The sequence below is a fragment of the uncultured Stenotrophomonas sp. genome (assembly GCF_963519125.1).
Taxonomy (GTDB): Bacteria; Pseudomonadota; Gammaproteobacteria; order Xanthomonadales; family Xanthomonadaceae; genus Stenotrophomonas.
In genome coordinates this window covers 1-13393 of record NZ_CAUQLJ010000013.1, presented here as the reverse complement: position 1 = coordinate 13393, position 13393 = coordinate 1, and the positions used below count along the sequence as shown (strand labels likewise).

General features: G+C 64.1%; 11 protein-coding genes. 3 read left to right on the top strand and 8 right to left on the bottom strand.

The genetic code is table 11. The features are described from left to right. Positions 1-55: 55 nt before the first annotated feature. From RYM47_RS12515 to dnaA, 8 genes are all read right to left on the bottom strand, one after another. Positions 56-676 carry an energy transducer TonB gene (locus RYM47_RS12515; protein WP_315388312.1) on the bottom strand — a complete coding sequence of 207 codons (621 nt, stop codon included), beginning with the start codon at positions 674-676 and terminating at the stop codon, positions 56-58. A gap of 143 nt (positions 677-819) precedes the next feature. Next, a complete protein-coding gene (locus tag RYM47_RS12510) occupies positions 820-2025 on the bottom strand; it encodes a tetratricopeptide repeat protein (RefSeq protein WP_315388309.1) in 1206 nt (401 codons plus the stop codon). Between the two features lie 132 nt (positions 2026-2157). Next, positions 2158-2964 (bottom strand): M48 family metallopeptidase, encoded by an 807-nt coding sequence (locus tag RYM47_RS12505; protein ID WP_315388307.1) that lies wholly within the window; start codon positions 2962-2964, stop codon positions 2158-2160. A 70-nt stretch (positions 2965-3034) separates the two neighbouring features. Then, positions 3035-3874, bottom strand: coding sequence for a CPBP family intramembrane glutamic endopeptidase (locus tag RYM47_RS12500; protein WP_070208034.1), 840 nt, complete (start codon positions 3872-3874; stop codon positions 3035-3037). 73 nt (positions 3875-3947) lie between these two features. After that, entirely contained in the window at positions 3948-6407 is a 2460-nt protein-coding gene (gene gyrB, locus RYM47_RS12495) for a DNA topoisomerase (ATP-hydrolyzing) subunit B (protein WP_315388303.1), read from the bottom strand. Between the two features lie 111 nt (positions 6408-6518). Next, positions 6519-7616, bottom strand: coding sequence for a DNA replication/repair protein RecF (recF, locus tag RYM47_RS12490; RefSeq protein WP_315388488.1), 1098 nt, complete (start codon positions 7614-7616; stop codon positions 6519-6521). A gap of 892 nt (positions 7617-8508) precedes the next feature. After that, on the bottom strand, positions 8509-9609 hold the full coding sequence (dnaN, locus tag RYM47_RS12485) for a DNA polymerase III subunit beta (protein ID WP_315388302.1): 1101 nt from the start codon (positions 9607-9609) through the stop codon (positions 8509-8511). Positions 9610-9884: 275 nt separating this feature from the next. After that, the gene (gene dnaA, locus RYM47_RS12480; protein ID WP_005411730.1) at positions 9885-11216 is read right to left on the bottom strand and encodes a chromosomal replication initiator protein DnaA; all 1332 of its coding nucleotides are present in this window, start codon (positions 11214-11216) and stop codon (positions 9885-9887) included. 255 nt (positions 11217-11471) lie between these two features. Between dnaA and rpmH the strand changes: the two genes are divergently transcribed. From rpmH to yidC, 3 genes are all read left to right on the top strand, one after another. Then, complete coding sequence (gene rpmH / locus RYM47_RS12475; protein WP_005411729.1) at positions 11472-11612, top strand: 50S ribosomal protein L34; 141 nt, start codon at positions 11472-11474, stop codon at positions 11610-11612. 5 nt (positions 11613-11617) lie between these two features. Continuing rightward, the gene (rnpA, locus tag RYM47_RS12470; protein WP_102947109.1) at positions 11618-12097 is read left to right on the top strand and encodes a ribonuclease P protein component; all 480 of its coding nucleotides are present in this window, start codon (positions 11618-11620) and stop codon (positions 12095-12097) included. Beyond that, the coding region (gene yidC, locus RYM47_RS12465) for a membrane protein insertase YidC (RefSeq protein ID WP_315388294.1) at positions 12097-13393 on the top strand (1297 nt) is incomplete at its 3' end. The genes rnpA and yidC, both read left to right, overlap by 1 nt.

The following is a 13393-nucleotide window of genomic DNA, read 5'->3' as shown; positions in this document are numbered from 1 at the left end:
GCTAAGCTAAACAATCGAACCGGGAGCGGGGGTGGCCGGCGGCCACCCGGGCGCATCAGTTCAGCGCAAAGTTGACCGGAACGCGAACGCGACCTGCCGTCTTCTTACCGCCTGCTTCAGCGGCGTTGAAGCGCCACTTGCGAGCCGCTTCCATCGCAGCACGGTCCAGGTCGCGGTTACGGCTGGACTTTTCCACCGTGACATTGGTGACGTTGCCGCTGGCATCGACATCAATGATCAGGATCACTTCGCCCTGGATACCCGCGCGGAAGGCTGCCGGCGGGTAGCGCGGCGGATTCATGGCCTTCGACGAGATGTCCACGCTGGCCTCGATCGAGGTCGGCGGTGCCGGCGGCGCCGGAGGCGACGGCGGGGTGACGATGTCGTTCGGGCGCGGTTCCGGCACGTCCACGACCGGCGCCTGCGGCGGCGGCGGGACCGGCGACGGCTTCGGCGGCGACAGATTCTTCACCGGCGGCGGCGGGGCGTCGACGATCGTCACCATGACGTTGCGCTCCTTCTCAGCCACGGCCTTGGGAGCCACGGCGGGGATCAGGAGCATCATGAACGCGGCCAGATGCAGGGCAATTACAAACGCGATGCCGACGATGCGAGGCCAGCTCAGCCCCTTGTCATCGGGTTGTTCGTACCGGTGAACGACTAGTTGTTCCGTCATGCGCCAAGAGCTCAATAGTGGGGCCGGGATGCCGGGGGCGGAATCCCTGATCAGCGGTGCATGACACCGCAGGAACCTCCAAGCTTATACCAATCCTGAGCGCCTGCGCATCACTGTCGCAGGCGTTCAGGCGTTATTCCTACTTACTTCAGGTTGATGATTTTCTTCGCATCGGCCTGATTCTTCACACCCTTCGCCAGCGCCTGCTGGGCGGCCTGCTTGGCCTCTGCAACACGACCTTCAGAATGCAAGACGCGTGCCAGGTTCAAGTAGGTTTCACCGTCCTTGGAAAGCGGGGCGGCCTTCTGCCACGCGTCGATCGCCTTTTCCACCTGCGGCGGGTCCATGTAGTAGTTGGCCTGCGCCAGGGCCAGGTAGACCTGGTAATCCGGCTTCAGCACGCCCTTGGCCAGGCCGTCGTCGATCACCTGGATGACCTTCTTTTCCTGGTTTTCGGTGTTGGCGTAGATCGAGTAGGCCTGCTTGTACTCACGTTCTTCGCTGAGCTGACCGGCCGCCAGCAGCTTGTCCATGACCGTGGCCGCCTGGGCCATCTGGTCGGCCTGCAGGTACATGCTGGCCAGGTTCATCTGGGCCTTCTTGTCGTTCGGGTTCTTGGCTGCCAGCGCTTCGGCTTCCTTGACCGCTTCACCGGTCTGGCCGGCTTCGGCCATGGCGCCCATCAGCAGCTGGTTCCAGTTGTCCTTCGGCGCGGTGCTGCCGGCGATGGCCGCCTTGATCACCGGGATGGCTTCCTGGTAGCGCTCGAGCTGATACAGGGCCTGGCCCTTGATGATCAGTTCTTCCGGCTTGTTGGACTTGGACTCGGCAAAGTACTTGTCCAAGGTGGCCAGGCCTTCGGCGGTCTTGTCGTCCTGGATCTGCAGCTGGCCCAGCATGAGCATCGACTGGAAGTGGCCGTTGTTGTCCAGGCCGTTGAATTCCAGAACCTGCTTCAGGTAGCCGATGGCGGCGGCGCTGTCGTCGGACTGGTACGCCGCCTGCGAGGCGAGCTGCGCAGCCAGCGACTTGTCATAGGTGTTGGCGGCGCTGTTGGCCAGGACTTCATTGGCCGCAGCCAGGGTCTCCGGGAACTTCTGATCGTTGTAGCTGTCGATCAGCTTCTGCAGCTGCTTGCCCAGCTTCGGCGAGGCCTTGACGCTCGGCTCTTCGCGCGTCGCGTTGGGATACAGGACTTCGGCCTTGGCCTGGTCCTTCTTGCCACCCCGACGATCGGCGCTGCGGTCGGTGCCGCGGGACTGCGCGATGGCGTCAGTAACCACGACGCCACCGAGGGCGGTCGCGATGAGTACGGTAAGCACGGCTTGCTTTGGGTTGCGGAGAATCATCTTTCACCTCGGTCAAACCGCCGTGGCGGCATCAAAACGGACTGTCAGAAAAATCTGAGCCGCCAAACGTATCAGAAACCGCTGGCGTGAGAAATCGTTTCCGATGCTGCAGCACAGCATCCTTTGGTCTAATCACCCGCACTTGGGGCGCCGTCCCGCGGCCTGCGCCTGCTGGAATACGCCGGTCAACGCCGGTGCGTCGCGCTGGAGTTCACGGATCCGGTTGGCCGGGTCGGGGTGGGTGGACAGCCACTGTGGGGAACGACCACCGCTGGCCGCCATCATGTTCTGCCACAGGTTGACCGCCTGCGCCGGGTCGAAGCCCGCCTCGGCCATCAGCCGCTGGCCGACCACGTCGGCTTCGCTTTCCTGGGTCCGTGAGCCGGGCAGCAGGAACGCCGCCTGGGCACCTGCACCACCGAGCTGGTTGACCGTGCTGGCGGCGCCGTCGCCGTAGGCGGCTCCGGCCAGCGCGCCGAGCACGGCCAGGCCGGTCTGCGCGCCCATCTGGCGGGTCAGGCGCTCTTCGTGGTGGCGCGAGATGACATGGCCGATCTCGTGCCCGATGACGGCCGCGAGCTGGTCCTGGTTCTTGGCTACGGTAAAGATGCCGGTGTTCACCCCGACCTTGCCGCCGGGCAACGCAAACGCGTTTGGCTCGGCATCGACGAACACGGCGGTTTCCCACCGTACGCCCTGGTACTGAGGGGGCAACTGCGCAACCAGCGCATTGACCACGCACTGCACGTAACCGTTCTGGCGGCCGTCGGTGCTGATTTTTTCTTTCTGCTTGGTTTCCGCGAACGCCTTGGCGCCGAGCTGGTCCAAGTCGGCCTGGGAAACACCGCCCACCATCTGCCTGCGCCCTGTAGGCGAGGTGGTAGTGGCGCAGGCGGTGGCCAGGAGGGTAATGACCAGTCCAAGCAGCAACGGTTTCAAGGCGGAACTCCCGTGTTCATGTCAGCAGTGTCGCTGACCGTACGTAAGGTTTCGTCAAGCCGGTGTCATGTCAGTGAATGCCCAGGAAAACCAGCGCAGCCAAGGCGATCGCGTTGTTCAGTGCATGTGCTGCGATTGGCGCCCACAGGGTGCCGGTACGTTGGTACAGCCAGGCAAACGCGGCGCCCATTCCGCCGTATACCAGCCACAACTGGGCAATTTCCCAGGGGCCATTTGCGCTGGTGCCCGGCACTTCATGCACCAGTGCGAACGCCAGGCTGCTGAGCAGCATGCCCAGCCACGGCCGACCGGCCTTCCACAGGCGACCGAACAGCACGCGGCGGAACAGCAGCTCTTCGTAGGCCGGTGCCAGCACGATCGCGAACAGGGCCAGGAACCACGGGAAGCGGGCCAGCGCCTGTTCCATCAGGGCCAGGTTGGTGGGCACCGGTTCGATGCCGGCCTGCCGGGCCAACCAGGCAATGCCATTGCTGCCGATCACCACGCACGTGGCCACGAGCAGGGTCCAGCCCCAGGTCGAGGGACGGCGCGCGGCCTCGAACGAGGCGCTGCGTTCGGCGGCATCGGCGCGCCGGCGCAGGAAATACAGGAACACCGCCGCACCACCGGTAGCGAACAGGGCCATCAGGATCTGCGCGAGTGCGCCGGGCTGGCCCACGTGCTGGGCGAGCGCTTCCGCGGGCTGTGCGCCGGTGTCGCGCACTACGATGATGGCGCGGTACATGCCCCACAGCAGGCCGCTGGCCATGCTCAACCCGAGCAGCGCAAGCGTGCCGATACCGAGATCGATCAGGAACCCCGCGATCGGGGAACCGGGCTTCCGTTGAGGCGCCTTGGGAACGGCAGGGGGCAGCGGAGGCGTCGTGGACGCCGGGGCAGTAGCGGACATCGGGTTCCTGGCAGCAAAAGGCGGTGGCCAGGCCGGTTGCAGGTCGCAACCGGCCGGCCTTGAACCGATTGTGTCAGATATCCAGGTTGGCAACCCGCAGGGCGTTGTCTTCGATGAAGTCGCGGCGCGGCTCCACCACATCGCCCATCAGGGTGCTGAAGATCTGGTCGGCGGCCACGGCATCTTCGATGCGGACCTGCAGCAGGCGACGCGTATCCGGATTCACGGTGGTGTCCCACAGCTGCTCGGGATTCATTTCGCCCAGGCCCTTGAAGCGCTGGATCTGGCGACCCTTCTTGGCTTCGTCCAGCAGCCAGTTGCGCGCGTCGGCAAAGCCGGTGATCTCCGACGACTTGGCGCCACGCACGATCTTCGCACCACTGCGGATCAGGCCATGCAGCAGCAGCGACGACTGGTGCAGGGCACGCAGCTCGCCGGTTTCGAAGGCGGCCAACGGCAGCACCTGGATCAGCACCTCGCCCATGTGGCGACGGGTGACAAGCACGGCGGCGGGGCGCTCTTCGGTAGGTTCCTGCAGTTCCAGGCTGAAGCGCGGCGAGCCCAGGCTGCCCTGGTTGAGACGCGCAGCCAGTGCGGCAAGGCCTTCGCCTTCGCCGGCCTTGCGCAGGTGCTCAAGGTCCATCGGGGTGAAGTCGACCAGCGCTTCGAGCAGCTGGCGGTCATAGCGATGGGCATTGCGGCCGATCGCTTCCTGCGCCGAGGCGTAGGCCAGCAGCAGCTTTTCCAGCGCCACGCCTTCGATGGCCGGCTCGTTTTCAGCCGGAACCAACGAGGCGTTTTCCACCGCGTTGCTGGCCAGGTAGGCGTCCAGCGCGGGGTCGTCCTTCAGGTACAGCTCCTGCTTGCCCTGCTTGATCTTGTACAGCGGCGGCAGGCCGATGTAGACGTAACCGCGCTCGATCAGCTCCGGCATCTGACGGTAGAAGAACGTCAGCAGCAGGGTGCGGATGTGGGCGCCGTCGACGTCGGCGTCGGTCATGATGATGATCTTGTGGTAACGCAGCTTGTCCGGGTTGTACTCGTCACGGCCGATGCCGGTGCCCAGCGCGGTGATCAGCGTACCGACCTGGTCGGAGGACAGCATGCGGTCGAAACGCGCGCGTTCCACGTTGAGGATCTTGCCGCGCAGCGGCAGCACCGCCTGGTTCTTGCGGTTGCGGCCCTGCTTGGCAGAACCACCTGCGGAGTCACCCTCGACGATGAACAGTTCGGACAGCGCCGGATCCTTTTCCTGGCAGTCGGCCAGCTTGCCGGGCAGGCCGGCGATGTCCAGCGCGCCCTTGCGGCGGGTCAGGTCGCGCGCCTTGCGCGCCGCTTCACGGGCACGGGCGGCGTCGACGATCTTGCCGGCGATGGCCTTGGCTTCGTTCGGATTTTCCTGCAGGAACTCTTCCAGGCGGGTGCCGAACGCGCTTTCCACGGCCGGGCGCACGTCCGAGCTGACCAGCTTTTCCTTGGTCTGGCTGGAGAAGCTGGGATCAGGAACCTTCACCGACAGCACCGCGATCATGCCTTCGCGCATGTCATCGCCGGTCAGGTTGATCTTGGCCTGCTTGGCGATGCCGTTCTGTTCGATGTAGTTGTTGAGCACGCGCGTGAGCGCGCCGCGGAAGCCGGCAAGGTGGGTGCCGCCGTCCTTCTGCGGGATGTTGTTGGTGAAGCAGTACATCGTTTCCTGGTAGGAATCGGTCCACTGCAGCGCCACGTCCACGGTGATGCCGTTGGATTCGCCCACTACCGAGATCACGTTGGGATGCAGCGGGGTCTTCAGCTGCGCCAGATGCTCCACGAAGCTGCGGATGCCGCCTTCGTAGTGGAAGTCGTCGCGACGGCCATCGCCGCGCTCGTCGACCAGGACGATCTTGACCCCGGAGTTCAGGAACGAGAGTTCGCGCAGGCGGCGCGCCAGGATCTCGTAGTGGAACTCGACGTTGTCGTGGAACGCGGTGACCGACGGCCAGAAGCGCAGGGTGGTACCGCGCTTGCTGCTGGCTTCCACCTGGGCGAGCGGGCTGACCGCCGCGCCATCGGCGTATTCCTGGTGGTAGTGGAAGCCACCCTGGAAGATGTCCAGGGTGAGCTTCTGCGACAGCGCGTTGACCACGCTGACGCCCACGCCATGCAGGCCGCCGGAAACCTTGTAGCTGTTGTCGTCGAACTTGCCGCCGGCGTGCAGCACGGTCATGACCACTTCGGCAGCAGAGACCTCGCGACCGAGCTTCTGGCTCATCTGCGCGTGCTTGCCGGTGGGGATGCCGCGACCGTTGTCGGATACTGAGACCGAACCGTCGGCGTGGATCGTCACCGCCACGTGGTCGGCATGGCCGGCCAGCGCTTCGTCGATCGAGTTGTCGACGACTTCGAACACCATGTGGTGCAGACCGGTGCCGTCATGGACGTCGCCGATGTACATGCCGGGGCGCTTGCGGACCGCCTCCAGGCCTTCCAGTGCGGTGATGCTGTTGGCGTCGTAATTGCCGGTAGGTGCCGGAGTGTTCTGTTCTTCAGTCATCGCGCTTGCCATAGGCTCCGCAGGTCGGGCCGCCGCCGTGGGGCGGGGCACCGATGGATTAGGGGTTGCAGAAGCAATTATACCAGTAGGGGGCTTCCGCCCCTGTCCGCACTATGGCACAGGCTGAACCTGCCCATGTTCCACGTGGAACCGGGTGATATCGGTAGGTCCCTCCAACGCAGCGGGGGTTTCGGTAGCGGTGATGAATATCTGCGCCGGGCCGGTGCGTAAACGCTCCAGGACCCGAGCCTGGTGGGTGCGGTCGAGCTCCGAAGCGATGTCGTCGAGGGCAATCACCGGCCATTCGCCGCGCTGCTCGGCGTAATCCTCGGCCTGGGCCAGCAGGCAGGTAAGCGCGGTGAGCTTCGCCTGCCCACGCGAGAGCGCATCCCGGCCGGGAATGCTGGCGAACCCCACGCTCCAGTCCGCGCGATGCGGACCTACTGAGGTGTACCCCGCCAAACGATCACGGTCGCGGGCCAACAGCAGCGCGTCGGACAGTGAAAGATCCTGTTTCCGCCAGCCGGGGCTGAGGTTGAGCGACTGGATGCCCAGGTTCGGGGCCAGTTCCTGCGCCAAGCTGACCGCCCGGTCCTGCAGCCTGTCCAGATAGTGCTGGCGGCGGCTGGTGAGCGGTTCGCCGGCCTCGGCGAGCTCATGATCCCATGCGTCCAGCGCGTGCGGGTGTCCTCCCTGCTTGAGCAGGGCATTGCGCTGTTTGAGCGCGCGCGAGTAACGCCGCCACAGCGCCAGAAAGTCTGGTTCCACGTGGAACAGTCCCCAATCGAGGAAACGCCGACGTGGCTCACCGCCGCCACTTACCAGTGCGTGGCTGCCAGGTTCGAACGTAACCACCGCAAGGGCTGCGCAAAGATTTCCCAGTTGGGCCACATCTTCGCCATCCAGCCGGCCTTTCCAGTCCTGGCCGCTGTGCCGCAGGCCGGCCTTGCGGCGGGTGGGGGAGTCGGCACCAACACGTTGTTCGTCCCATTCGACGAAAACGTCCAGCGCCTCACACCCTTGACGCACCAGGCCGTCGCGCACCCGACCACGGAAGCTTCGCCCATAGGCCATCACATGCAGGGCCTCCAACACGCTGGTCTTGCCGGCGCCGTTGTCGCCCGTGATCAGGTTGATGCCGGGTTGTGGAGCAAGTTCCACGTTGTTGAAGCGACGAACGTTGTGCAGGGAGAGACGGCGGATATGCATCCCACCATTGTAGAGCCACGCCCCGCGTGGCCGCTGTTCCACGTGGATGCATGCAGCGCTTGGCCGATCGGCGTGGGTGATCTCTGCCCGGGTGCGCTTGGCGTTGCGGGCCACCTTGGTTCATGCAGACACGCATGGCGTGTCACTACGCCCAGGATGAGGGTAGGGAGACGCCATGCGTGTGCGACACAGCCCGAATTCCTTGAAATCTGGAAGCTGTGCAGGGCCTCTGCCTTGCAGATTTCAAAGAATTTCAGGCTTCGCCGGCCTGCTCCGAGGCGCGCCGATTGGCAGCAGCTCGGGATTGTTCAAATCTGCGGCGCTCACTGAGGCCAGGTTCCACAGATCGTGAAACATCCAGGCGCATGCCCGCGCACTTACCCACACCCGCTCTGTATGACTTATGCACAAGCGCTGGGCAGGCTGTGGATAAAAAAGGCTCCAAATCGAACCTGAAAACATATCCACAGGCTGACCCCCACCTTCAGGGGCCTTTTTACAGGGGGTTTCAACCCAACATTTACCTTTAAATTCAATGACATAAGGTAGTTTTCAACCAAATCTGGCTCTACCATCACCACCTAGCTTTAGATTTATATACAGTTTTTAAAGCATAGAGCTGTGATCCAAGGACGTGAGAAAGCCCGGTCGCGTAGAGACACGCCATGCGTGTCTGCGTTGGGCCAGGCAACCCAAAGCGGGAAGGGCAGCCACGCAGGGCGTGGCTCTACCGGGGTGCGCTTTCTGAGGTTGGGCGCCAGACACGCATGGGTGTCTCTACGCGAGATAGCTTTGCCTCGTTCCTGAGTGGCGATGCTCCACGTGGAACGTGCGCGAAAAAAAACCCGACACATGGCCGGGTTCTTTTCAACGCTGTTCCACGTGGAACAGGTCAGAGGCGCAGCGGCATCACCACGTGACGCGACTTCTCGCTGCTGGCTTCACGCACCAGGGCCGAGGAGTTGGAGTCGCGCAGCTGGATGACCACGTGCTCGTCGCGCAGGGCGGACAGCGCGTCCAGCAGGTAGTTCACGTTGAAGCCAATGGCCAGATCGCTGACGGTGGTGTCCGCTTCGATCTCTTCCTGGGCTTCTTCCTGCTCGGGGTTGTGCGCGCTGATCTTCAGGTTGCCCGGCGAGACCTCTACGCGGATGCCGCGGTACTTCTCGTTGGACAGAATCGCGGCGCGCTGCAGCGAGGCACGTAGGGCTTCGCGATCCACCTTCACTTCGCGGTCGGCACCGATCGGGATCACGGCCTCGTAATCCGGGAAGCGGCCGTCGATCAGCTTGGAGGTGAAGGTCACATCGTCGCGCTTGACCCGCACATGGCTGCGGCCGACTTCCAGCTCGATCTCACGATCACCGCTTTCCAGCAGGCGCTGCAGCTCGGTCACACCCTTGCGCGGCACGATGATCTGGCGCTTGGCGCCACTGGCCTTCTCCAGATCGGTCTCGCACAGCGCCAAGCGATGGCCATCGGTGGCCACGGTGCGCAGGGCATCACCGCGCAGGTCGAACAGCAGACCGTTGAGGTAGTAGCGGACGTCCTGCTGGGCCATCGCAAACGCGGTGCGTTCGATCAGCTCCTTCAGGGTCGCTTCGCCAATGGCCACGCGCTCGGTGGCTTCCACCTCGTCAACCGACGGGAAGTCGTTGGCCGGCAGGGTCGCCAGGGTGAAACGACTACGCCCGGCGTGGACGGTGATCTTGTCGCCGGTCTGCGAGACGGTGATCCGGCTGCCGTCGGGCAGGGCGCGGATGATCTCGAACAGCTTGCGTGCCGGGATGGTGGTCTCGCCGTCCTGGGCATCTTCCACCGCGATCCGCGACACCATTTCCACTTCCAGGTCGGTACCGGTCAGCGAGAGCTGGCCGTTCTGGACCTGGACGAGGAAATTAGCCAGAACCGGCAGGGTCTGGCGGCGTTCGACCACGTTGACGACTTGTGCCAACGGCTTGAGAAAGGCTTCGCGCTGCAGTGTGAAACGCATGTGGTTCCGTGCCCCTATGCTTTAAAAAATGTGGAATAAATCAAAAGCTTGGTGGTGCTGGTAGAGACAGAATCGCTGGAAAACAACGCTAAGTCTTTGTAAATAAAAGAATTTCAGACATCGAAACCCTCTGTATTACCGACCCCCAGGGGGTGGGGAAAGCTGTGGATAAATTCGGCGCGATTTCAAACGCCATTTTTATCCACAACGTGTCCCGCGCTTGCTACCGGATTCTGCACCGTTTTGTGCGATGACGCCTCATCGGCATCCGTGCATCATTCGCTCAGCTTCCGGATCAGCTTGTCCCAGTCCTCGCGGAGCTTGCCGTCGGTTTCCATCAGGGTCCGGATCTGACGGCAGGCATGCAGCACCGTGGTGTGATCGCGACCGGCAAAGGCATCGCCGATCTCGGGCAGGCTGTGCTCAGTCAGTTCCTTGGTCAGGGCCATGGCGACCTGGCGCGGACGTGCCAGCGAACGGGTCCGACGCTTCGACAGCAGATCCTTGATCTGCAGGCCGTAGTAGTCGGCAACGGTTTTCTGGATGTTGGGAATGCTGATCGCCTGCTGCTGGGCGCGCAGCAGGTCGCGCAGGGTTTCCTGGGCGAACTCGGTGGTGATCGCGCGGCCGGTGAAATTGGCGCGGGCGGTCAGGGTATTGAGCGCACCTTCGAGGTCGCGCACGTTGGAGCGCATCTTCTTGGCGATCAGGAACGCAACATCATCGGGAATCTCGGCACCGCGTTCGCGTGCCTTGGCCAGCACGATCGCGGCGCGGGTCTCGAAGTCCGGCGGTTCGATCGCGACCGACAGGCCCCAGGCAAGCCGCGACTTCAGGCGCGCTTCCAGGCCTTCGACCTCGCGCGGATAGCGGTCGCAGGTCAGGATGATCTGCTGCTTGCCATCGAACAACGCGTTGAAGGTGTGGAAGAACTCTTCCTGGGTGCGGTCCTTGCCCGCGAAGAACTGGATGTCATCGATCAGCAGCGCGTCCACCTGCTGGAACTGGCGCTTGAACTGATCCATGGTCTTTTCCTGCAGGGCCCGGATCATCGCGCTGAAGAACTGTTCCGAACGCAGGTACAGCACCTTCGCGCCCGGATTGGCCTGGCGCATGGCGTTGCCGGCGGCGAACATCAGGTGGGTCTTGCCCAGGCCGGTGCCTCCGTACAGCAGCAGTGGATTGTGCGCGCGGTCGCCCGGCTTCTGCGCTGCCTGGAAGGCGGCGGCCAGGCCCAGCTGGTTGCTGCGGCCTTCGACGAAGTTGGCGAACGTGTAGTGATTGTCCAGGTTGCCGGCGAACGGTACCTGCGGTTCACTGGACACATGCGCCGAGGGCGTGGAAACCGGCGCGTTCTGCGCCTCCACGGGACGCGGGCGCGAGCCGATTTCAAGAAAAACGTCGCTGAAACCGGCGAAATGCGCCAGCAGTTCGCGGATCCGGGCCAGGTACAGCTCGCGGACCTGGTCGACAATGAAGGCATTCGGTGCATACAGCACCAGGCTGTCCACGCGCAGATCGGCCTGCAGTGGCTTCAACCAGGTATGAACGTCTTCCGGCGGGAACTCCGCTTCGAGGCGCTCGAGACTACGGGACCAAGCATCCATCAGCAATAATCGTCCGGTGGCCGGGGCATGGACGCGACAAGGCGCCCAAACACAGGCCGGAAAGGGGGGAAATGGATGGCTCAGACTACCACCGAGCGCCCGCCTTCGGAATGCTTGTCCCCTACTTATTCACAAAAACATCCACAGCTATTGCACAGCCCAGTGAATTCGCGTAGCTGCCAGGGGTTGACTTGGGGCGGGGTACCTCTCTAGAATTTCCGGTTCTTTCCGTCCCATTCATACGAGAGGCCCCCAATGGCCACGAAGCGCACCTACCAGCCCAGCAACCTCAAGCGTAAGCGCGACCACGGCTTCCGTGCCCGTATGAAGACCGCTGACGGCCGCAAGATCCTGTCGCGTCGCCGCGCCAAGGGCCGTAAAGTCCTGAGCGCTTGATTGCGATGCCGCTTCCCGCGGCAGACGCAATCCTGACTGTGAGCAGTTCCGACCCGCGCAAGCGATTCCCTCGCTCGGCGCGGGTTCGTACGCGTGCCGAATATACAACGGTCTTCGACGGCGCCCGCCGTGTGTCCGAACCGCTGATGACCCTGCACTGGCTGAAGAGCGACACGCCGGCCAGGCTGGGTCTTGCCGTTTCGCGCAAAGTCGATCCCCGAGCTGTGGGTCGCAACCGTATCAAGCGTGTGCTGCGCGAGGCCACACGCCACCTGCGACCGTGGATGACTGCCGGCGATTACGTCGTGGTAGCCCGCAGCGCGGCCCGTACCGCAAGCAATACCGAGATCCGCCAGGCCTTCGAGCGCCTGTTGCGCCGGCTGGGCGCATTGCCCATGCCAGGCGCGGACGGCACAATGCCGCCGCTACCCCCTTCCCAGTCCGAGCCGGCACCTGGTGCCAGCCCCGTCGAGCCTGCACGCTGATGAACCAGACCCGCGTTTTCCTGATTGTTGCCTGGCTGATGGTGGCCATCCTGTTGTGGATGGAGTGGGGGCGCGACAAGACCGCGCCGGCCCCGACCGCCCCGGTGGCCGCCCAGACCCAGGGCACCGTCCCGGGCGCTGCCGGCACCGTGCCCAGCGCCAACGTGCCGCAGGCCCCGGGCAGCGCCCCGGCCGTGCAGGCCACCGCGCCGGCCGCCGCCGCCGCCGGCGCTCCGCGCGTGACCGTGACCACCGACGTGCTGCGCCTGGTGCTCGATGGCGGCAACGTGCTCGACGCCGAGCTGCTGCAGTTCCCGCAGACCAAGGCTGACGGCAGCCCGCCGGTCCGCCTGCTGACCGAAGACCCGGCCCACCCGTACCGCGCGGTGACCGGCTGGACCAGCCAGGACAAGAGCATGCCGGTGCCGGAAGCCAGCGGCTTCACTCTGGTTGGCGATGCCAAGGACTTCGTGCTGGCCAAGGGTCAGAACGAGCTGCAGATCCCGTTCGTTTGGAACGGCCCGAACGGCGTGACCATCCGCCGTACCTTCACCGTCAACCGCAACGAGTACGCGGTAAAGGTCAAGGACGAGGTCGTCAATGCCGGTACCACCCCGTGGAGCGGCTACGTGTACCGCACCCTGGACCGTACCCCGACCATCCTCTCGCGCAGCATGACCAACCCGGACTCGTTCAGCTTCAACGGCGCGACCTGGTTCGACAACGACGGCAAGTACCAGCGTCGTGCGTTCAAAGACTTCCTGGAAGACGGCCCGCTGAACCAGCAGGTAACCGGTGGCTGGGTGGCGATGCTGCAGCACCACTTCTTCACCGCGTGGGTGCCGCAGAAGGACCAGGCCGCGAACTACCAGCTGTCCCAGCATGACGGTCGCGACCAGATCCAGGCCACCGGCCCGGCGTTCACCGTGGCCCCGGGCAGCACGGCCAGCACCGAGGCGCGCCTGTGGGTGGGTCCGAAGCTGGTCAACCAGATCGCCAAGGAAGACGTGCCGGGCCTGGACCGCGTTGTCGACTACAGCCGCTTCTCGATCATGGCCGTGATCGGCCAGGGCCTGTTCTGGGTACTGAACCAGGTCCACAAGGTCGTCAACAACTGGGGCTGGGCCATCGTGGGCCTGGTGGTGCTGCTGAAGCTGGTCCTGTACCCGCTGTCGGCGGTGCAGTACAAGAGCGGCGCGAAGATGCGTCGCTTCCAGCCGCGCATCGCGCAGCTCAAGGAGCGCTATGGCGATGACCGCCAGAAGTTCCAGACCGCGATGATGGAGCTGTACAAGA